This is a genomic window from Mesorhizobium sp. C277A, from assembly GCF_040324395.1.
Lineage (GTDB): Bacteria > Pseudomonadota > Alphaproteobacteria > Rhizobiales > Rhizobiaceae > Mesorhizobium.
The window spans coordinates 4,100,078-4,117,768 of sequence record NZ_JAMYVW010000002.1 but is presented as its reverse complement, the minus strand read 5'-3'; the positions used below and the strand labels follow the sequence as shown (position 1 = coordinate 4,117,768).

23 protein-coding genes are annotated in these 17,691 nt (G+C 63.2%); 11 read left to right on the top strand and 12 right to left on the bottom strand.

Annotated elements, in window-relative coordinates:
• Window positions 1-39: 39 nt before the first annotated feature.
• The 3 genes from NKK52_RS20310 (at window position 40) to NKK52_RS20300 (ending at window position 1,422) form a co-directional block, all read left to right on the top strand.
• Window positions 40-450 (top strand): VOC family protein, encoded by a 411-nt coding sequence (locus NKK52_RS20310; RefSeq protein ID WP_023683064.1) that lies wholly within the window; start codon window positions 40-42, stop codon window positions 448-450.
• The gene (locus NKK52_RS20305) at window positions 447-866 is read left to right on the top strand and encodes an EVE domain-containing protein (RefSeq protein ID WP_023683065.1); all 420 of its coding nucleotides are present in this window, start codon (window positions 447-449) and stop codon (window positions 864-866) included. Before NKK52_RS20310 ends, NKK52_RS20305 begins: the two co-directional genes overlap by 4 nt.
• Before the next feature lie 133 nt (window positions 867-999).
• On the top strand, window positions 1,000-1,422 hold the full coding sequence (locus tag NKK52_RS20300; protein ID WP_023683066.1) for a VOC family protein: 423 nt from the start codon (window positions 1,000-1,002) through the stop codon (window positions 1,420-1,422).
• Here NKK52_RS20300 and lhpI read toward each other — a convergent pair.
• From lhpI to sppA, 4 genes are all read right to left on the bottom strand, one after another.
• Window positions 1,412-2,377: a bifunctional Delta(1)-pyrroline-2-carboxylate/Delta(1)-piperideine-2-carboxylate reductase gene (gene lhpI / locus NKK52_RS20295; RefSeq protein ID WP_023683067.1), complete on the bottom strand. Its 966-nt coding sequence runs from the start codon at window positions 2,375-2,377 to the stop codon at window positions 1,412-1,414. The two genes, NKK52_RS20300 and lhpI, sit on opposite strands and share 11 nt — an antisense overlap.
• Before the next feature lie 30 nt (window positions 2,378-2,407).
• Window positions 2,408-2,752 carry a lipopolysaccharide assembly protein LapA domain-containing protein gene (locus NKK52_RS20290; protein WP_023669750.1) on the bottom strand — a complete coding sequence of 115 codons (345 nt, stop codon included), beginning with the start codon at window positions 2,750-2,752 and terminating at the stop codon, window positions 2,408-2,410.
• Window positions 2,753-2,805: 53 nt separating this feature from the next.
• The gene (locus NKK52_RS20285) at window positions 2,806-3,090 is read right to left on the bottom strand and encodes an integration host factor subunit beta (RefSeq protein WP_006200394.1); all 285 of its coding nucleotides are present in this window, start codon (window positions 3,088-3,090) and stop codon (window positions 2,806-2,808) included.
• Between the two features lie 80 nt (window positions 3,091-3,170).
• Window positions 3,171-4,127, bottom strand: a complete 957-nt coding sequence (gene sppA / locus NKK52_RS20280; RefSeq protein ID WP_023683068.1) for a signal peptide peptidase SppA — start codon at window positions 4,125-4,127, stop codon at window positions 3,171-3,173.
• Between the two features lie 295 nt (window positions 4,128-4,422).
• Between sppA and lptC the strand changes: the two genes are divergently transcribed.
• The 6 genes from lptC (at window position 4,423) to ptsN (ending at window position 9,818) form a co-directional block, all read left to right on the top strand.
• Window positions 4,423-5,136 carry an LPS export ABC transporter periplasmic protein LptC gene (gene lptC / locus NKK52_RS20275; protein WP_352629678.1) on the top strand — a complete coding sequence of 238 codons (714 nt, stop codon included), beginning with the start codon at window positions 4,423-4,425 and terminating at the stop codon, window positions 5,134-5,136.
• Window positions 5,123-5,707 carry an LptA/OstA family protein gene (locus NKK52_RS20270; protein ID WP_023683069.1) on the top strand — a complete coding sequence of 195 codons (585 nt, stop codon included), beginning with the start codon at window positions 5,123-5,125 and terminating at the stop codon, window positions 5,705-5,707. The genes lptC and NKK52_RS20270 overlap by 14 nt, the downstream gene beginning before the upstream one ends.
• On the top strand, window positions 5,704-6,522 hold the full coding sequence (lptB, locus tag NKK52_RS20265) for an LPS export ABC transporter ATP-binding protein (protein WP_023669746.1): 819 nt from the start codon (window positions 5,704-5,706) through the stop codon (window positions 6,520-6,522). Before NKK52_RS20270 ends, lptB begins: the two co-directional genes overlap by 4 nt.
• Window positions 6,523-6,736: 214 nt before the next feature.
• Window positions 6,737-8,263: an RNA polymerase factor sigma-54 gene (rpoN, locus tag NKK52_RS20260; RefSeq protein WP_023683070.1), complete on the top strand. Its 1,527-nt coding sequence runs from the start codon at window positions 6,737-6,739 to the stop codon at window positions 8,261-8,263.
• A 397-nt stretch (window positions 8,264-8,660) separates the two neighbouring features.
• Window positions 8,661-9,245, top strand: a complete 585-nt coding sequence (hpf, locus tag NKK52_RS20255) for a ribosome hibernation-promoting factor, HPF/YfiA family (protein ID WP_023683071.1) — start codon at window positions 8,661-8,663, stop codon at window positions 9,243-9,245.
• Window positions 9,246-9,353: 108 nt separating this feature from the next.
• Window positions 9,354-9,818, top strand: coding sequence for a PTS IIA-like nitrogen regulatory protein PtsN (gene ptsN, locus NKK52_RS20250; RefSeq protein ID WP_023669743.1), 465 nt, complete (start codon window positions 9,354-9,356; stop codon window positions 9,816-9,818).
• 71 nt (window positions 9,819-9,889) lie between these two features.
• On the opposite strand, the gene NKK52_RS20245 is transcribed toward ptsN, so the two are convergent.
• Together NKK52_RS20245 and NKK52_RS20240 are read right to left on the bottom strand one after the other, a co-directional pair.
• On the bottom strand, window positions 9,890-10,147 hold the full coding sequence (locus NKK52_RS20245) for a BQ00720 family protein (protein ID WP_023683072.1): 258 nt from the start codon (window positions 10,145-10,147) through the stop codon (window positions 9,890-9,892).
• A 64-nt stretch (window positions 10,148-10,211) separates the two neighbouring features.
• A complete protein-coding gene (locus tag NKK52_RS20240) occupies window positions 10,212-10,637 on the bottom strand; it encodes an Hsp20 family protein (protein WP_023669741.1) in 426 nt (141 codons plus the stop codon).
• 144 nt (window positions 10,638-10,781) lie between these two features.
• On the opposite strand from NKK52_RS20240, the gene NKK52_RS20235 reads away from it, so the two are divergent.
• The gene (locus NKK52_RS20235) at window positions 10,782-11,723 is read left to right on the top strand and encodes a nucleoside hydrolase (RefSeq protein WP_023669740.1); all 942 of its coding nucleotides are present in this window, start codon (window positions 10,782-10,784) and stop codon (window positions 11,721-11,723) included.
• 61 nt (window positions 11,724-11,784) lie between these two features.
• On the opposite strand, the gene NKK52_RS20230 is transcribed toward NKK52_RS20235, so the two are convergent.
• The 6 genes from NKK52_RS20230 to NKK52_RS20205 all read right to left on the bottom strand — a co-directional run bounded on the left by NKK52_RS20230 (window position 11,785) and on the right by NKK52_RS20205 (window position 16,753).
• A complete protein-coding gene (locus NKK52_RS20230; protein WP_023712341.1) occupies window positions 11,785-12,156 on the bottom strand; it encodes a hypothetical protein in 372 nt (123 codons plus the stop codon).
• Window positions 12,157-12,214: 58 nt separating this feature from the next.
• On the bottom strand, window positions 12,215-12,487 hold the full coding sequence (locus tag NKK52_RS20225) for a hypothetical protein (RefSeq protein ID WP_023712342.1): 273 nt from the start codon (window positions 12,485-12,487) through the stop codon (window positions 12,215-12,217).
• 142 nt (window positions 12,488-12,629) lie between these two features.
• On the bottom strand, window positions 12,630-13,244 hold the full coding sequence (locus tag NKK52_RS20220; protein WP_023683073.1) for a LysE family translocator: 615 nt from the start codon (window positions 13,242-13,244) through the stop codon (window positions 12,630-12,632).
• A 96-nt stretch (window positions 13,245-13,340) separates the two neighbouring features.
• Window positions 13,341-14,801, bottom strand: coding sequence for an amidase (locus NKK52_RS20215; protein WP_031203958.1), 1,461 nt, complete (start codon window positions 14,799-14,801; stop codon window positions 13,341-13,343).
• The gene (locus tag NKK52_RS20210) at window positions 14,798-15,706 is read right to left on the bottom strand and encodes a ribokinase (protein ID WP_023683075.1); all 909 of its coding nucleotides are present in this window, start codon (window positions 15,704-15,706) and stop codon (window positions 14,798-14,800) included. Before NKK52_RS20210 ends, NKK52_RS20215 begins: the two co-directional genes overlap by 4 nt.
• A gap of 141 nt (window positions 15,707-15,847) precedes the next feature.
• On the bottom strand, window positions 15,848-16,753 hold the full coding sequence (locus NKK52_RS20205; protein WP_023669734.1) for a methylated-DNA--[protein]-cysteine S-methyltransferase: 906 nt from the start codon (window positions 16,751-16,753) through the stop codon (window positions 15,848-15,850).
• A 115-nt stretch (window positions 16,754-16,868) separates the two neighbouring features.
• Between NKK52_RS20205 and NKK52_RS20200 the strand changes: the two genes are divergently transcribed.
• Window positions 16,869-17,684: a class I SAM-dependent methyltransferase gene (locus tag NKK52_RS20200; RefSeq protein WP_023683077.1), complete on the top strand. Its 816-nt coding sequence runs from the start codon at window positions 16,869-16,871 to the stop codon at window positions 17,682-17,684.
• Window positions 17,685-17,691: the final 7 nt, after the last annotated feature.

Genomic DNA, 17,691 nt, shown 5'->3' with positions numbered 1-17,691 from the left:
TCACCTATGCTCCTCCAATCGAAACCCTGGAGAGCAGACATGAACACCCCCAATTTCGTCATCCTTTATGTCGACAGCCCGGAGCGGAGCGGCGCCTTCTACGGTGCGCTGCTGGGACGCCAGCCGGTGGAGACGTCGCCGACCTTCGTGCTGTTCGTGCTCGACAATGGCTTCAAGCTCGGCCTGTGGTCGCGCCACACGGTGGAGCCGTCGGCCGCGGCCGCGGGCGGCGGTGCGGAGCTCGTCTTCGCGTTGGACCGGCCTGATGCGGTGGACGCCGCCTACACGGACTGGGCAGGACGCGGCTTGACCGTTCTGCAGACGCCGACCGACATGGACTTCGGCCGCACCTTCGTTGCGCTCGATCCCGACAAGCACCGGCTGCGCGTCTACTGGCTGAACGACGGAGAACAGGCCAATGGGGAACAGGCCAATGGAGAACAGAAATGAGTGCGCACTGGATCGCGGTCGCTTCCGCCGAACATGTCCGGCGCGGCCGCGAGGCCGGCTTCATGCAGGTCAACCACGGCAAGGCGGCACCTTTGCGCCGCATCAAGCCCGGCGACGGCATCATCTACTACTCGCCGACCACAATTCTGCGCGAGAAGGACGGCCTGCAGGCCTTCACGGCAATCGGCACCGTGCGAGAAGGCGAGCCCTATCAGGGCCACATGGGCGGTGGCTTCACGCCGTTCCGCAGGGATGTCGAATGGGCCAAGGCCGAGGAAGCGCCGATCAAGCCGCTGCTCGAGCAGCTCGACTTCACCGCGGGCAAATCGAACTGGGGTTACCAGCTGCGCTTTGGCCTGTTCGAAATTACCGCGCATGATTTCGCGCTGATCGCCGAGGCGATGGCGCGGCCATGAAGGCAGGCTGAAGCATCCAGCCGCCGGATGGGCAAGGCACACCGTGACAAGGCTGCTGACACCAAGTTGTCAGCAGCCTTGTGCGACAAGCGATTGTCTTCAGATAGCGTCGCGCTTGCCCCAGGAGAATAAGATGGACTTCGTCTCGATCCGCATCATTACCGACCAGATCAAGCCCTTGGTGGCATTCTACGAGACGATCACCGGGCTTACCGCAACCTGGTTCACAGACGATTTCGCCGAACTGGCAACGCCGTCCTGCACACTGGCGATCGGCAGCACCCGCACGCTGGCCCTGTTCGGAACTGATGTGGCGCAGCCGGCCGCCAATCGCTCAGCGATCATCGAGTTTCGCGTCGCCGATGTTGATGCTGAGCACAGCAGGCTGGCGAAAATCATCGGCGATTTCGTACAGACGCCGACGACGATGCCATGGGGTAACCGGTCGCTGCTGCTGCGCGATCCCGATGGCAATCTGGTGAACTTCTTCACCCCGGTCAGCGCGGAAGCGATCAGGAAGTTCGATCGCAGAACCGGCGCAGACGCTACTGCTTGAGCGCGTTGTAGACGGCAATGCCGGCGGCAAGGTCCTCAAGCGCGGCGCCGACCGACTTGAACAGCGTGACCTCAGTCGGGCTCTGCCGGCCCTGTTTTTCCCCGCGCGCCAGCTCATGCAGATCGGCGACGATCGCTTCCGGCTTCAGCACGCCGGAGGCGAGCGGCTGGACGATGTCGCCGGCTTCCTTGGTGGCGCCGGCGCGGGTGTCGACATAGACGCGGGCGCGCGCGATCGCGTCGTCGTCGCTCTCGCGCATGGTCGGCGTGAAGCCGCCGACCAGATCGACATGCGCGCCCGGCTTGAGCAGCGCACCCTTGACCAGCGGCGTCGTCGTGATCGTCGCCGATGAGACGATGTCGGCCTCGGCGAGTTCGGCGTCGAGATCGCTTGCGGCCTCGGCGTTGAAACCGTCCGCGCGCAAATCAGCCGCGACCTTTTCGGCATTGGCGGGCGTGCGGTTCCAGATGCGGATGGTCTTGATCGGCCGCACCGCGGAGTGCGCCTTGGCGAGGAACGGCGACAGCGCGCCGGCGCCGACCACCAGAAGCCGCGATGCGTCCTCGCGGGCGAGATAGGAGGCCGCCACCGCCGAGGCGCAAGCGGTGCGCCACTGTGTCAGCCGTTGGCCGTCGATCAGCGCTTCGGGCTCGCCGGTGGCGCCGTTGAGCAGGAGGTAGAGCCCCATTACCGCCGGTTTGCCGATGGCGTTGTTGTCGGGCGATACGGTGACGATCTTGACGCCGATATGACCCCCGACCGACGTGCCGGCCGCATGGAAGTCGGTCCACGCCGGCATCAAAAGCAGCGTGGATGTGGCACCGTCGGGCCGCTCGACCCCGTGATGATGGCGGACGGGTTGCACAGCACCCTCGCGGAAGGCCGCGCGCAATGTCTCGACCAGCCCGGGAAAGGTCAGCGCCTGGTCGACAGCGTCGGCCGAAATGGTCAGCATGCAAACTCCGCGAAGATAAAAGCGCCGGCTTCAGGCCGTTGGCTTCGGCAGCGCCGGCCCGGCGGCCGCGCCCTGCTGCACGGCGGGTATACGGCTGACCGCCTGGCGCAAATTCTCGGCCTCGACCCCGCGCTGGCGCGCCAGCTTGCGGTAGCGGCCCTGCTTGACCCAGGTCGCCAGGCTGCCGACGACCATGCCGATGGCGAGCGCCACGAACAGGAAGATGAACAGCGGCAAGGTCAGCGTCAGTTTCGGATTGCCGGGGTTGAACGGGTCGAGCGTGAAGGCGACCAGCTCGCGGTTGGCGACGGCCAGCGCGATCAGGATGACGGCGAGCGGCACGAAGACCACGATAAGTATGAAGCGGTTCAACATAGAAATTCCCTGGAGAAGGCAGGCCTTGATAACGCCGGCGCGTTGGTCCGCGCCTACTTGCCGCCATTCAGCCTTTCACGCAATTCCTTGCCGGTCTTGAAGAACGGCACCCACTTCTCCTCGACCTCGACGGATTCGCCGGTGCGCGGGTTGCGGCCGGTGCGGGCAGGGCGATTCTTCACCGAAAAAGCGCCGAAGCCACGCAACTCGACCCGATTGCCTTCCGCCAGGGCATCGGTGATCTCGTCGAAGATCGCTCCCACGATGTTTTCGACGTCGCGCAGGAAAAGATGCGGGTTGCGCGTGGCAATGATCTGCACAAGCTCGGATTTGATCATCAGAAAGGTCCCCGTGAAAGCGCTGCGGTCAAATTATCAGGATGATTTTATTTGCTTTTTTACTCGCCCCAACCGGCAGATCAAGGGTGCCAGACGGAAACGAGACCGTCAAGAAACAAGCGATCCGCGCCAATTTCGTGAAGCACGTCGCTGCCGGCCTCCGACAGGCCGAGCGCGCTGCCGACGCTGCGCGCTATTGCTTTCGAGAACAGGAAGCCGCCACGCCGCTCGGTGTCCTTCCATTCCACCACCTTGAGCTTGGCGTCGACACCCTTGGTCGCCAGCCAGTCGATCGCCACGCTCTCGCCGCCGACAGCGTCGATCAGACCGTTGGCAAGGCCCTGGCGGCCGGTGAAGATCGAGCCGTCGGCAAGGGCCAGTGCCTGATCGCGGGTCATTTTGCGGCGCTCGGCGACGATGCCGACGAACCAGTCATAGCTGTCGAGGATGAGCTTGCGGACCATGGCTCGCTCGTCTTCATTGGTCGGCTTGAAGGGCGAGGGCGATGCCTTCAGCGGCGAGGATTTCACTTCCTCGAGCTTGATGCCGACCTTGTCCATCAGACCGCTGAGATCGGGATACTGGATGAGCACACCGATCGAGCCGACGATCGACGTCTTGCGGGCAACGATATGGTCGCTGGCACTGGCGATCATGTAGCCGGCCGATGCGGCCAGCGTGCCGACCTCGGCCACCACCGGCTTGTCGGCGGCAAGCTTGCGCACCTCCTCGTAGATCGATTCGCCGCCGACCGTGGTGCCTCCGGGCGAATCGATCGCCAGGATGACGCCCTTGACCTGCGGGGATGTGCGGATGGTTTCCAGCCGCTTGATCAGTTCCTCGTCCTCGGTGATGGTGCCTTCGATCCTGACCTTGGCGATGTGGTCGACGGAAGAACCGCCGAGGTCGCCCCCATAGAACCAGCTTGCAAGCGCAATCACCCCAAGGGCCACGATGGCAATGGCGGCGCCGCGCCAGAAGGTCAGCTTGCGCCGCAAGCGGCGGCGGTCGATCAGGTCGTCGGCTCTCAGTGCCATGGTCTGCCTCACAGTCGGTGGGAAGCGATGCTTTTAAAGCAAGCGTCCGCGCCCGGCTACCTCTTCGTCAAGAGCCTGCGACGAAGCGACCTTCACGACGGAGGCATTTCAGGAAAAAATGACGCGGCGCGTTCGTTTCTGCTATGAAGTGACGAAATTGTGTCGCCTGAGTTCCGTCTGTAAAACAGCGGCCGTCACATTTTTGCGGTTTTCCTCCGCTTGTGCTTGCTTGCGGGGGCCGGCAACCCACCTATAGCAGGTGTTTTGGCGGACAAGGGTTTATTAGAAGTCAGTCATGCTTGCGCGATCGAACGAACCGACCAATGCCGATGCGGCCTTGGCGCCCACGGCGCCAGCGGGCACGCGCGGCGACGCCTTCGACCGCGCCCAGCGCCACTCGCGCCGCGTGCGCGTGCTTAAGTTTGCCGTGCCGGTGCTTGCCGCCGGGATCGCGGTTGCGTTTCCGGTCTATTCCTATCTGGCGGCGCCGATCAACATTTCGATACAGGCAGACGGCACCGCTTTCGCGGATGGCAAGCTGGTGATGGCCAATCCGAAGCTCAACGGCTTCACCAAGGACAAGCTGCCCTATTCGCTGACGGCCTTGCGCGCCATCCAGGATGTCGGCAAGCAGGACATCATCGAACTCGAAGGCATCCATGCCAAATTGCCGCTGACGGCCGACAATGTGGCGACCGTCGACGCCAAGCGCGGGATCTACAACAGAAACGCCAACACGATGGACATGACCAGCGACGTTACCGTCACCACCACCGACGGCGTCGCTGCCATCTTCAAATCGGTCTTCCTCGATATGGGCAAAGGCTCTATGAAGACAGGTGATGCGGTCGATGTCAGCCGTAACGGCTCGCGGATCACCGCGGGTTCAATGTCGGTCGAAGACAATGGCAAGGTCATCGTTTTCGAGAACAAGGTAAGCGTTCACATCGATCCGGCCACTATGAAGGCGGCAGAGACAAAGAGCGGAGAAACGAATGCGTCCCAGTAATTCGGCACGGCTTGTCGCCGCAGCTTCGGCCTTGCTGTTGCTGGGTATGGCGCCGTCCTGGGCTCAGTCCAGCGCCAGCAGCCAGTCCGGGCTCAAACTGTCGGGCGACCAGCCGATCCAGATCGAGAGCGACAAACTTGAGGTCCGCCAGGCCGACAGCATGGCGCTGTTCAGCGGCAACGTCACCGTCACGCAAGGGCCAACGCTGCTCAAGGCCGGCAGCATGGAGGTCTACTACGTCAAGGACCCCAACGCCGCCAAAGGTGCTGCCGCCGGCGCTTCGGCGATGACCGGTTCGGCCAATATCGACCATCTGGTGGTCAAGAACAAAGTCTACATCAAGTCGAATGACCAGATCGCCACCGGCGACAACGCCACGTTCGACATGAAGACGCAGGTGCTAGTTCTGTCGGGCAAGGAGGTCGTCTTGTCCCAAGGACCCAACGTCCTCAAGGGCTGCAAGCTCACCGTGCAGATGAAAAGCGGCCTTGCTCAGGTCGATGGCTGCGGCGGGCGCGTCATCATGTCGATGACGCCGCCACCGAAATCCGAGGCCCCGAAGCCCGAATGACTGGCGTGTCTTCGCTGCTGACCCGCCTTCCGGGACGGGCGGCCAGTAAACTTGCAGCACCGGCCACAGTCACCGTTGATTCCTCGAAGTTCAAGGGCACCCTGATCGCCAAGGGTCTGACCAAGAGCTACAAGGGCCGCAAGGTGGTCAGCGGTGTCACCATCGGCGTGCGCGCCGGCGAGGCTGTCGGGCTGCTCGGGCCAAACGGCGCCGGCAAGACCACCTGTTTCTACATGGTCACCGGCTTGGTGCCGGTCGATGAGGGCACGATCGAGATCGACGGTTTCGACGTCACCTCGATGCCGATGTACCGCCGCGCCCGCCTCGGCATCGGCTATTTGCCGCAGGAAGCCTCGATCTTCCGCGGCCTGAATGTCGAGCAGAACATCCGCGCCGTGCTCGAAGTGGTTGAGAAGGACCGCAAGGTGCGCGAGCGCAATCTCGACGAACTGCTCGAGGAATTTCACATCAGCCACCTGCGGAAGTCGCCGTCCATGTCGCTGTCGGGTGGCGAGCGGCGGCGTCTTGAGATCGCCCGAGCTTTGGCGACGCGCCCGGCCTACATGCTGCTCGACGAGCCGTTCGCCGGCATCGACCCGATTGCCGTCGCCGACATCCAGCAGCTGGTTCGTCATCTAACGGCGCGCGGCATCGGCGTGCTGATTACCGACCACAATGTGCGCGAAACGCTCGGCCTCATCGACCGCGCCTACATCATCCATGCCGGCCAGGTGCTGACTCATGGCCGTGCCGACGAGGTGGTGGCGAACCCCGATGTGCGCCGGCTCTACCTCGGCGAAGGTTTCACGCTCTGAGCGTGAAATTTGTTTCCTGACGTGATTTTTGCCGCCCCGCCGGGCTTTTTTCTCCGATTTTGCGTGAGATAATGCTTCGGTAGGGGCCTTTTGCCATCGTTCGCCTTGACAAGCAAAAGCCGGGCCAGTTTCTATGGAAGGTCGGAAAAATTCATTTTCCGGCAGCTTCTGATGTGTAGGCTTCCGGGTGCAGAAGGGCGTTTGAAACCGAACCATGGCGTTGGCGGCGAAACTACAGCTACGACAATCCCAGTCGCTGGTGATGACGCCGCAGCTGATGCAGTCGATCAGGCTGTTGCAGCTCACCCATGTCGAGCTCGACCACTTCATCGACGACGAGATCGAGCGCAATCCGCTGCTGGAGCGCGCCGAGCCCCAGGATGACGCCGCAAGCGACCAGGTGCAGAAGGGCGATGCCGCTCCTGAGCCTGCCGCCGATGGCGACTGGTTCGAAAACGAGACGGCGTGGAGCGCCGAAGCGATCTCCGACAAGCTCGACAGCTCGCTGGAAAATCTGTTCCCCGACGATCCCGGCACCAGCGAGCGGCTCGGCCCGGACCTGACGGCGCAGTGGAAGTCGGCCACCGGCAATAGTTCGTCCGGTTCTTCCGAAGGCTTCGACGTCGGCGACATGGCAGCCGCGGCGATCACGCTGCGCCAGCATGTTGGCGAGCAGATCGCGCTTGCCTTTGCCGATCCGGCCGCAAGGCTGATCGCAGCCGAACTGGCCGACGGCCTGGACGAGGCCGGCTACCTGCGCGCCGATCCCGCCGAGATCGCCAAACGGCTCGGCGCCGATCAGGCGATGGTGGCCAATGTGCTGGCAGCCTGCCACACATTCGAGCCGGTCGGCCTGTTTGCGCGCGACCTTGCCGAATGCCTGTCGCTGCAGCTTGCCATGCGCGATCGTCTCGATCCGGCGATGAAGACGCTGATCGGCAACCTAGAACTGTTGGCGCGGCGCGATTTCCAGACGCTGAAGCGGCTTTGCGGGGTCGACGAGGAGGATCTCCTCGACATGCTGGCCGAAATCCGCGCGCTCGACCCGCGCCCGGGCATGGCGTTTTCGGGCGGCGCCAGCGACGCCATCGTCGCCGATGTCGAAGTCCGCGCCGCCAATGACGGCAGCTGGACGGTCGAGCTCAATGCCGAGACGCTGCCGCGCGTGCTTGTCGATCACATCTATTTCGCCCAGGTCTCGCCGCATGCGAAGAATCAGGCGGAGAAGGATTTCCTGGCCGAGTGCCTGCAGAATGCCAACTGGCTGACGCGCAGTCTCGACCAGCGGGCAAAGACGATCCTGAAAGTGGCGTCGGAAATCGTGCGCCAGCAGGACGCTTTTCTCGTCCATGGCGTGCGTCAGCTCAGGCCGCTCAACCTGCGCACGGTGGCCGATGCCATCGGCATGCATGAATCGACCGTCAGCCGGGTGACGGCCAACAAATACATGCTGACGCCGCGTGGCGTGTTCGAGCTGCGTTATTTCTTCACGGCTTCGATCGCGGCGTCGGGCGGCGGTGATGCGCATTCCTCGGAAGCGGTGCGCGACCGCATCAAGCAGCTGATCGACGAGGAAAAGCCCGCCGATGTGCTGTCCGATGACGCAATCGTCGATATGTTGAAGGAAAGCGGCGTCGATATTGCCCGGCGCACGGTGGCCAAGTACCGGGAGGGTATGAATATTCCCTCGTCGGTGCAGCGGCGGCGTGAAAAGCGCGCTCTGGCGAGCGCGGGGCGCTAGGTCTGCTTGCCCGGCAAGGCTTTTGCTATGGCTGGATTCCACAACTTTCCGACCTTAAAGCGCATCGCGCTGAAACGGATTCATACGACGCGCTTTAAGTCTTTGTTTTGATGCATGTCGTTGTCCCAGAACCGCAGCGCACTTCTGGGCGACATGCATTAATTGACAAGCTGCAATGAAGTGTCTAGAAGCCCGCCCGCATGAGACGGGCTCGCGGCCCGCATGCGGATGGTCCGTCACGATGAAGGCCACGGGACGGCCAAGAAGGCGGATTGTGATCAACCGGAAAGTTCGGATCTAAAATCGGCGCGAGTTGACGCCGCAAAGCTTGTGCGCACGGATCACGAGTATAAACTCTGGCCAGTTTGAAGCCTGAGCAAGGAAGGTCAGTTTTCAGATGAAATTGCGCATATCGGGTAAACACATGGATATCGGCGATGCGTTGCGTACGCGCATTACCGATCGTGTCGGCGAGGCGATTGGAAAATATTTCGATCGCGGTTTTTCAGGGCACGTCACGGTCATCAAATCGGGGTCGCGTTACTCGGCCGATTGCATGATCAGGCTGGATTCCGGCGCTTCGCTGCAGGCAACCGGCGATTCCCAGGATCCGACACTTGCCTTCGAGGCGGCCGCGGACCGCCTCGAAACCAGGCTGCGGCGCTACAAACGCCGTCTGAAATCGCACAATTCAGGCACTGGAAATGGTGAAATCACCGACATCGCCTATACGGTGATGGCGCCGCTGACCGATGATGATGAGGACATTCCGGAGGACTACGCCCCGGCCATCGTCGCCGAATCAACCATGACGCTGCAGACCATGTCGGTGGCGTCGGCGGTTATCGAACTCGACACCAAGGACAGCCCGGTTTTCGTCTTCCGCAACGCCGGAAACGACCACCTCAACATCGTCTATCGGCGGCCGGACGGAAATATCGGCTGGATCGACCCGTCGACGACCAAAGTCGCACAGGCGTGACGACAACGACAATGGTCGCACAGGTGACGACAATGGTCGCACAGGGATAATAGCCAGCCGCGCGAGGGGCGAGGACTGGCGACGGCAGGCGAATAAGGGATTTCAAACATGGATCTGAGCGATCTTCTCAACGTTCCGGCGATCTTGCCGGCGTTGAAGGCGAACTCCAAAAAGCAGCTTTTGCAGTTGCTGTCCGAGAGAGCGGCGGCGATTTCCGGCATTCCGGAGCGCGAAGTGTTCGACACCATCCTGCAGCGCGAACGGCTGGGCTCCACCGGCGTCGGCAACGGCATCGCCATTCCGCACGGCAAGCTCGCCGGGGTGAAGCGCATCGCCGGCGTCTTTGCCCGGCTGGAGACGCCGGTCGATTTCGAGGCCCTGGATGACCAGCCGGTCGATCTGGTGTTCTTGCTGCTGGCCCCGGAAGGCGCCGGCGCCGATCACCTCAAGGCACTGTCGCGCATCGCCAGGGTTTTGCGCGACGCCGACACGGTGGCCAAGATCAGGGGCACGCGCGACGCGGTCGCCATCCACGCTCTGCTGTCGGACACGCAAGCCTCGCACGCCGCCTGAAGTTCTTTGGAATTAAGTCTTCCAGGGGCCGCCGAAGGCGGCCCTCTCCATTTCAACCGCCAGCAGTCGCCTTAGTGAATGGCGACAGTGGTCAGGTCGTTTTCCATGGCGCCGGCCAAAGCCCGGTCTTTCGCATCCGAAAGCAGGATCGGCTGGCCGTTGGCGGCAAACAGGGCCCACAGGACCATACCAGGCGCTATTTCGCCGAGGTTGGGGAAGCGCCCGAGCAGCTCGTCGCTCGAGACCTTCCGGAGATAAGCGACCGAGCCTTCGCCGAGATGGGCGAATTCGCCGCTGGTCATGGTGATGGTTTCGTCAGTTCTGGTCATTTCAAGCCTCCTTGGCGCGAGGACGCCGCTCAAGGCCATCCCGCATGAGAGCCATCGGTAAAGATCAGTCTTTCACCGATATATTTATTTTCCGTACCAGCCGTTCGGTATCCGGCCGATCGAGATCGATCGACAAAAGGCCGTTCTTCAGTTCCGCTGCGATCACCCGCATGCCGTCGGCCAGCACGAAACAGCGCTGGAATTGGCGCGCGGCGATGCCGCGATGGAGGAATTCGCGCTCGGTGTCGTCGGTTTGACGGCCGCGCACGACCAACTGGTTTTCCTCCGTGGTGACATCGAGATCGCTTTCGGCGAAACCCGCGACAGCCAGCGTAATGCGCAGCCTTTCGGCCTTGCCGTCAGCACCGCTGAGGCGCTCGATGTTGTAGGGAGGATAACTGTCACCGGATTTCGCCAGTCGTTCCAGGGTCTTTTCCATGGCATCGAAACCAAGGAGAAGCGGGCTGGAGAAGGGCGTCATTCGGCTCATGTTACACTGTCCTCTTTGGAGCGACATAAACTGGAAAAACCCGGATGGCATTTTTCCCGATGGTCTTGATATGGTCCGCGCCGCGGCCAAGTTCAAGCCGCCGAACACCCCCGCCAAAAAGACTCCCCCGCATAAGGAAATGAAATGCCCCAGACCCGCAAGATCATCATCGACACGGATCCCGGCCAGGACGATGCCGTCGCCATATTGCTGGCGCTCGGCAGCGCCGAGCTGGAGATCGTCGGCATCTCTGCTGTTGCCGGCAACGTGCCGCTGAAATTGACCGAAAAGAACGCCAGGAAAATCTGCGAACTGGCCGGCCGGCCCGACATCAAGGTCTATGCAGGCGCCATCCGCCCGTTGGCGCGCGAGCTGGTCACCGCCGAGGAAGTGCATGGCAAGACCGGCCTCAACGGCCCGCAACTGCCCGATCCGAAGATGAAGCTGCAGGGCCAGTATGCGGTCGACTTCATCGTCGAGACGCTGATGAAGGAAGAGGCCGGCACGATCACGCTGTGCGCGCTCGGCCCGCTCACCAATGTCGCGCTGGCGCTGATCCGTGAGCCGAAGATCGCGCCGCGCATCAAGGAAATCGTACTGATGGGCGGCGGTTTCTTCGAAGGCGGCAATGTCACGCCGACCGCAGAATTCAACATCTATGTCGATCCGCAAGCCGCCGACCTGGTGTTCAAATCCGGCATTCCGATCGTCATGATGCCGCTCGACGTTACCCACAAGGCGCTGACCACGGCCAAGCGCACGCAGGCCATCCGCCAGCTCGGCACCCGGGTCGGCACCGCGACGGCCGAGATGCTGGAGTTCTTCGAGCGCTTCGACGAGGAGAAATACGGCACCGATGGCGGCCCGCTGCACGACCCCTGCGTCATCGCCTATCTGTTGAAGCCGGAGCTGTTCAAGGGCCGCAACTGCAACGTCACCGTCGAAACCGCCTCCGAACTCACCATGGGCATGACCGTGATCGACTGGTGGGGCGTGACCAAGCGGCCGAAGAACGCCATGGTGATGCGCGACATCGACCATGACGCGTTCTTTGCGCTGCTGGTGGAGCGGTTGGCTCGGCTTTAAGCCTGCCTTGATACAGATCGTTCGCCCAGGGGCTTAGCGCTTCTGGGCGATACCTGTGCACTTATTCGCGAAGCAGGCGGTATGTTTCGGTATCGTTGCGGCGACGCTGCCGCTCGATCGAAACCTTGGAGCCAATGGCTCTCGGCACTGTCGTGTTGTCATATGCAAACACCAGGCCGTCATTTTCATCGAGGCGAATTCCATACAAGTAACGGAACCCGCTGCCGATCGCGACCTCGGGACTTGCAGGAGCGTTGAGAACGTTGACCACTGTACCGGTCAGGCGTTCGACATTGACGATGGGGCTGCTTTGCCTCGCAATCGGGATGCCAATTGCAAGGGCGCAAACGCCCACGACGAGGATGGTGATGAGGATGCCCCTGAGGTTCTCCTGCAGGGTCATCCAGGCAAGGGAATGCCGAGCCTTGGCCAATGCGTATCACCTGACAGCAAGGACGCTGCGTTTCATTGGTATCGTGACCGGCGGTAGTTCAATTTGCGAACCTGTAGAAGGTCGATCCATTCTCGCGCGTGACGCGCTCCAATCTTGCCGGCGCGCCGATCAGATGCGGGAGGTCGTCTTCGACAAGAATGGACGAACCGGTTTCGAGTGCAACCAGATAAAGCGTGCGGCCGTTGTCTGAATGGGTACTTTTGACCGTTGCGTCGATTGGCTCGACCGACCGGATGGGGCTCGCATCATTCGTCCATTTGTAGAGAGCCGAAGGAACCATCACCGCAAACAGGACGACGATCAGGATCACGCCGGGCGCGTCCCTTTTTATGCCAGCGTAAGTCCATGACATCGACGTGAATCCCCCCACGCCGATTCATGTGGTGGCGTGAAGACTGACTTTCAATCAGCCTTCACGTACCGGCTCCGTTGGGAACGACCGTTGGCGGTCGTCACTTCGCCTTGGAAAACGCCAGCCACAGGCCGCCGCCGACCAGAAAGCTGCCGCTGATCCTGGACATCAGCTTGATGCGGCTGGCCGAGAGCAGGCGGCCGGCGCGGCTGGCGGCGAGCGCGTAGGTCGAGTCCGAGACGGCGGCAAAGATCATGGCGGTAAGGCCCATGACGACGATCTGCAGGGTGTAATTGCCCTGCGGGGCGATGAATTGCGGGAAGAAGGCGCCGAAGAACACCAGGGTCTTGGGGTTGCTGAGCGCCACCAGCAGACCCTGCAGGAAGAAGCCGCCACGCGGCTTTCTCGCCGTGCCGTCGCCGTTCAGCGTGCCCTTGGCGCGGAACATCTGCACGCCCATCCAGATCAGATAGGCGGCGCCGATCAGACGCACCCATTCGAACCAGTGGCCCATGCCCGCGATCAGCGTGTTGAGGCCGATGCCGACGATGGCGATCATGATGGCAAGCCCGGCCTGCGTGCCGGCGACATTGGCAAGCCCGGCGCGGTAGCCATGGCGGATGCTGTTGGCGATGATCAGCGTCACAGTCGGACCGGGCACCAGGATGATGACGATGCAGGCAAGGACATAGGCGGCGTAGAGTTCCAGCGACATGGGGATTTCCTCGAGGATGCGCTTAGGCGGCTGGCTGCAATCAATGCATGGCGGCGGGGCTGGTGCAAGCCGGTCGCAGACCGGCCGCCCCTCGCGTCAGGACGCCCCAGCCTGCCAAGGCAAGGTCGCCTCATAGGCCGCTCCGGCCCTGAGCACGGCGAGGTCGCCGCGCGGCCGGCCGATCAGTTGCATGCCCAAGGGGCGGCCTTTGTCGTCGAAGCCGACGGGCACGTTGAGCGCCGGACAGCCGCCGAGCGTGGCGAAGGCCGAAACCTGCATCCAGCGATGGTAGCTGTCCATCGTCCGTCCGGCGACCTCACTTGGCCAATGCGTGCCGACTTCGAAAGGAAAGACCTGGGCCGTCGGCAGCGCGATGAGATCGAAGTGCTCGAACAGCGACAGCAGCGTCCGGTGCCAGGAGGTGCGGATGACCGAGGCCGCGCGGATCTGCGGCGCCGTCAGCCGCATGGCGTTCTCCACCTCCCAGACGGCTTCCGGCTTCAGCAGGGCGCGCTTGTGCGGGTCGTCATAATGGACTTTCAGCGCCGAGCCGCTGCTCGCCTGCCGCAGCGTCACGAAGGCTTGCCACAGTGCCTCGAAATCGAAATCCGGCAGCAAGGGCTCGGTCAGGAAGGATGCCTCCGCGAAGCGGCCGAGTGCGGCCTCGCACAGATCGAGGATGCCAGGCTCTACCGGCAGGTGACGGCCGAGATCACCGAGCCAGCCGACGCGGCCGCCGCTTGCCGGCGTGGCCAGCCCTTCGAGGAATGAGCCGGGTTTCTCCCAAGACAGCGGCGCGTGCGGGTGGTAGCCCGCCTGCACATCGAGTAGCAGCGCCATGTCGCTGATGCTGCGGCCCATCGGCCCGTCTATGCCCATCTGAGCATGAAAGACTTCCAGGTCCGGCCCTCCGGGGACAAGGCCCTGCGACGGGCGGAAGCCATAGACATTGTTCCACGCCGCCGGATTGCGCAGCGAGCCGCCGAAATCGCTGCCGTCGGCGACCGGAACCATGTCGAGTGCAAGGGCGACCGCAGCGCCGCCGCTCGACCCGCCTGCGGTGAGCGCCGGATCGAAGGCGTTCAGCGTCGGGCCGAACACGTTGTTATAGGTGTTGGATCCCAGCCCGAATTCGGGAACATTGGTCTTGCCGATGATGATGGCGCCGGCCTTGCGGATGCGCTCGACGAAGAAATCATCCTCCTGCGGCACGAAATCGGCAAAGATCGGCGAGCCGAAACTGGTCCTCAAGCCGCGCGTCATGGCGAGGTCTTTTATCGCCATCGGCAGGCCAAACAGCGAGCCGGCCGGCCCGCCTTGCGCTAGATGCGCGTCCGCCGCGTCGGCCTCGCGCAGGATGTCGGAGCGCTCGCGCAACGAGACGATGGCGTTGACCAGCGGGTTTACCGCGTCGATGCGGTCGAGGAATGCGGCGACCAACTCGCGCACGGACAGGCGGCGCAGCCGGATCGCCTCGGCCAGGTCGACAGCGGACATCCGGCAGATGTCGCCGGCGGGGGGCACGGCGTGCTTCGTTGTAGGGCGCAGGGCAGTCATCCGGCGTTGTTGCGCAGGGCGGTGTCCACATCCGCGGCCAGCGGGATGGCCGGCTGGGCGCCGGGCTTCAGGCAGGCGAGCGAGCCGGCGGCTGCGGCGCGGGTGAGAGCCTGCTCCAGCGGCAGGTTGGACGCCAGCCCGGCAGCGAGATAACCGCAAAAAGTATCGCCGGCCCCGACCGTGTCGACCGGCGTGATTTTCAGCGCCGGCACGGTCAGGAAATCCTCCGGGGTCGCCGCCAGCACGCCGTCGCCGCCGAGCGTGACGACGATGGTGCGGCCGGTCTTGCCGGCGAAGTCGCGCATGCGCGCCGGGCGGTCTCGGCCTTTCAGCGACAGCGCCTCGCCGTAAAGGTCGAATTCGGTTTCGTTGGCGACGGCGTAGTCGGCCTTGCCGAGCAACGCTGCCGCCTCGCTACGGAACGGCGCGGTGTTGAGCACGGTGACCGCGGCGGCGGCGCGTGCGGCGTCAAGCGCTGCACCGACAGTCTGCAACGGGATCTCGTGCTGCAGCAGGACGACGTCGCCCTTCGCAAGGAAAGCCTTGGCGAGATCGCCGGGCAGCACCGAATCATTGGCGCCCGGCACCACGGCAATGACATTCTCGCCATCGGCGCCGACGAGGATCAGCGCCGTGCCGGTGGAGGCGAAGCTCTGGCCGACGCCGGAGAGATCGACCTTGCCGGCCACGAGCAAAGCCAGGGCTTCGGTTGCGAAATTGTCCTTGCCGACGGCGCCGACCATGCGCACCTTGGCGCCGGCGCGCGCCGCAGCCAGCGCCTGGTTGGCGCCCTTGCCGCCGGGCGCGGTGGTGAAGCCGGAGCCGCGGACCGTCTCGCCCGGCGAAGGCAGGCGGTCGACATTGGCGATAAGGTCGAGGTTGATCGAGCCGACAACGATGATCAAGAAAGCCTCCTGCGGAATGCGCGGGAAGCTAACCTGTAAGCCGGCGGCTTGCCAGAGCGTGCGGATGTTTTGCGCCGGGAGCTCGCAAAAAGAAAAACACCGGCGAAGGGATTTCGCCGGTGTTGTTTGATGCGGGCAGCTTCAGGACGCGGTCTGGCCCGCTTCCCAACCGAGGATGGCGCGTTTGCGGGTCAGGCCCCAGTGGTAGCCGGTGAGTGCGCCGGACTTGCCCAGCGCCCGATGGCAAGGGACGACGAATGACAATGGGTTGGCGCCGACCGCCGCCCCCACCGCCCGGCTGGCGTTTGGCGCGCCGATCCTGGAGGCGATCGAGGAATAAGTGCAGGCCTTGCCCATCGGGATCCTGAGCAGCGCGTCCCAGACGCGCAGCTGGAAGTCGGAGCCGATCATCACCACGCGCAGCGGCTGGTCGGCGCGCCACAATGTCGGATCGAAGATGCGCGCCGCATAGGGCTGGGTGGCGCTCATGTCCTCGACATAGGTGGCGTTCGGCCAGCGGCCCGACATGTCGGCGAACGCCGCCCGCTCGCCGCCCGGATCGTTGAAGGCGAGCCCCGCAAGGCCACGGTCGGTGACCATGATCAGGGCGATGCCGAAGGGCGAGATGTGGTAGCCGTAGCGGATGGTCAGGCCAGCGCCGCGCGTCTTGTAGTCGCCCGGCGACATCGCCTCGTGGGTGACGAACAAATCGTGCAGCCGGCCGGGGCCGGACATGCCGAGTTCGAACGATGTTTCGAGGAGCGGCATGCCGGAATCGAGCAGTTTGCGGGCATGGTCGAGGGTGACCGCCTGCAGGAAGGCTTTTGGCGACAGGCCGGCCCAGCGGGTGAACAGCTTTTGCAGGCCCGTGGGTGTCTCGCCGACATCGGCTGCCAGGGCTTCCAGCGAGGGCTGGTCGCGATAGTCGAGGCTGATCTTCTCGATGGCGCGGCGCACGACCTCGTAGTCGCTGCCCTCGGGGGTGATGTCGTGCTGCAGGATCGCTGTCGGTTTCATCTGCGTATTCATGGTCATCTGGGCGTTCATGGCAATATCTCCTTGACCGCGAATATCGGTCTTTCCGCCCCTTGCAGCCACCCGAAACTTGCCTTGTTGCCGCCTGTTACCAGATAAATACTGGATTGCGCCCCGGGAGATGCCAATGGCCGGCGAAAGGGTGAATCTGAGCGGAGCAAGGGAAACCTTGCTGATGACGCTTTATGGCAAGGCACTGGAAAGCCGGCTGCCGCATTCGCTGCTCGGGGATCGCTTCGCCGACGAGGCCGTGCGCAAGATCGACTATGATTTCTCGCGCCTCAAGGTCGACACCAATCTCGGCATCGGCCTGGCGATCCGGGCCAAGACGTATGATGTCCGCGTTCAGGACTTCATCGCCAGAAATCCCGGCGCCATCGTGCTGCATCTCGGCTGCGGGCTCGATACGCGCATTTTCCGTGTCGATCCACCCGAAGGCGTGGAGTGGTTCGATGTCGATTTTCCGGATGTCATCGCGCTCCGGCGCAAGCTTTACCCGTCCCGGGACCACTACCACCTCGTCGGCTCTTCGGTAACCGACCCAGACTGGCTGGCAGAAGTGCCGCGCAATCGTCCGGCCGTCGTGGTGATGGAGGGGTTGACGCCTTATCTCCCGGTAGAGGAGGGGCCACGGCTGCTGTCCCGCCTTGTCGCGCATCTTGCCGGCGGCGAGCTGATGTTCGACGCCTACAGCCACTTCGGCCTGAAGATGCTGCGCCTCAATCCGACCATCAGGGCGACGGGCGCCGAGGTTCACTGGGCGATCGACGACCCGCAGGTACTGGAGCGTGCCGTTCCGAAGCTGCGCTTTGTCGATGACATCTCGGCCTACAGCGCCGAACGCACCGCGCACATGGGCTGGTCCGCGAAACTGTTCATCGGACTGTGGAGACACATTCCCGCATTGCGCAAGGTCGGCAGGATTTTACGCTACCGGTTCTAATGCGGCG

Bases quoted from the DNA above. Each gene is read 5' to 3' on its own strand.
- NKK52_RS20310 (WP_023683064.1), top strand. From the start codon at position 40: ATGAACACCCCCAATTTCGTCATCCTTTATGTCGACAGCCCGGAGCGG.
- NKK52_RS20305 (WP_023683065.1), top strand. From the start codon at position 447: ATGAGTGCGCACTGGATCGCGGTCGCTTCCGCCGAACATGTCCGGCGC.
- NKK52_RS20300 (WP_023683066.1), top strand. From the start codon at position 1,000: ATGGACTTCGTCTCGATCCGCATCATTACCGACCAGATCAAGCCCTTG.
- lhpI (WP_023683067.1), bottom strand. From the start codon at position 2,377: ATGCTGACCATTTCGGCCGACGCTGTCGACCAGGCGCTGACCTTTCCC.
- NKK52_RS20290 (WP_023669750.1), bottom strand. From the start codon at position 2,752: ATGTTGAACCGCTTCATACTTATCGTGGTCTTCGTGCCGCTCGCCGTC.
- NKK52_RS20285 (WP_006200394.1), bottom strand. From the start codon at position 3,090: ATGATCAAATCCGAGCTTGTGCAGATCATTGCCACGCGCAACCCGCAT.
- sppA (WP_023683068.1), bottom strand. From the start codon at position 4,127: ATGGCACTGAGAGCCGACGACCTGATCGACCGCCGCCGCTTGCGGCGC.
- lptC (WP_352629678.1), top strand. From the start codon at position 4,423: ATGCTTGCGCGATCGAACGAACCGACCAATGCCGATGCGGCCTTGGCG.
- NKK52_RS20270 (WP_023683069.1), top strand. From the start codon at position 5,123: ATGCGTCCCAGTAATTCGGCACGGCTTGTCGCCGCAGCTTCGGCCTTG.
- lptB (WP_023669746.1), top strand. From the start codon at position 5,704: ATGACTGGCGTGTCTTCGCTGCTGACCCGCCTTCCGGGACGGGCGGCC.
- rpoN (WP_023683070.1), top strand. From the start codon at position 6,737: ATGGCGTTGGCGGCGAAACTACAGCTACGACAATCCCAGTCGCTGGTG.
- hpf (WP_023683071.1), top strand. From the start codon at position 8,661: ATGAAATTGCGCATATCGGGTAAACACATGGATATCGGCGATGCGTTG.
- ptsN (WP_023669743.1), top strand. From the start codon at position 9,354: ATGGATCTGAGCGATCTTCTCAACGTTCCGGCGATCTTGCCGGCGTTG.
- NKK52_RS20245 (WP_023683072.1), bottom strand. From the start codon at position 10,147: ATGACCAGAACTGACGAAACCATCACCATGACCAGCGGCGAATTCGCC.
- NKK52_RS20240 (WP_023669741.1), bottom strand. From the start codon at position 10,637: ATGAGCCGAATGACGCCCTTCTCCAGCCCGCTTCTCCTTGGTTTCGAT.
- NKK52_RS20235 (WP_023669740.1), top strand. From the start codon at position 10,782: ATGCCCCAGACCCGCAAGATCATCATCGACACGGATCCCGGCCAGGAC.
- NKK52_RS20220 (WP_023683073.1), bottom strand. From the start codon at position 13,244: ATGTCGCTGGAACTCTACGCCGCCTATGTCCTTGCCTGCATCGTCATC.
- NKK52_RS20215 (WP_031203958.1), bottom strand. From the start codon at position 14,801: ATGACTGCCCTGCGCCCTACAACGAAGCACGCCGTGCCCCCCGCCGGC.
- NKK52_RS20205 (WP_023669734.1), bottom strand. From the start codon at position 16,753: ATGAACGCCCAGATGACCATGAATACGCAGATGAAACCGACAGCGATC.
- NKK52_RS20200 (WP_023683077.1), top strand. From the start codon at position 16,869: ATGGCCGGCGAAAGGGTGAATCTGAGCGGAGCAAGGGAAACCTTGCTG.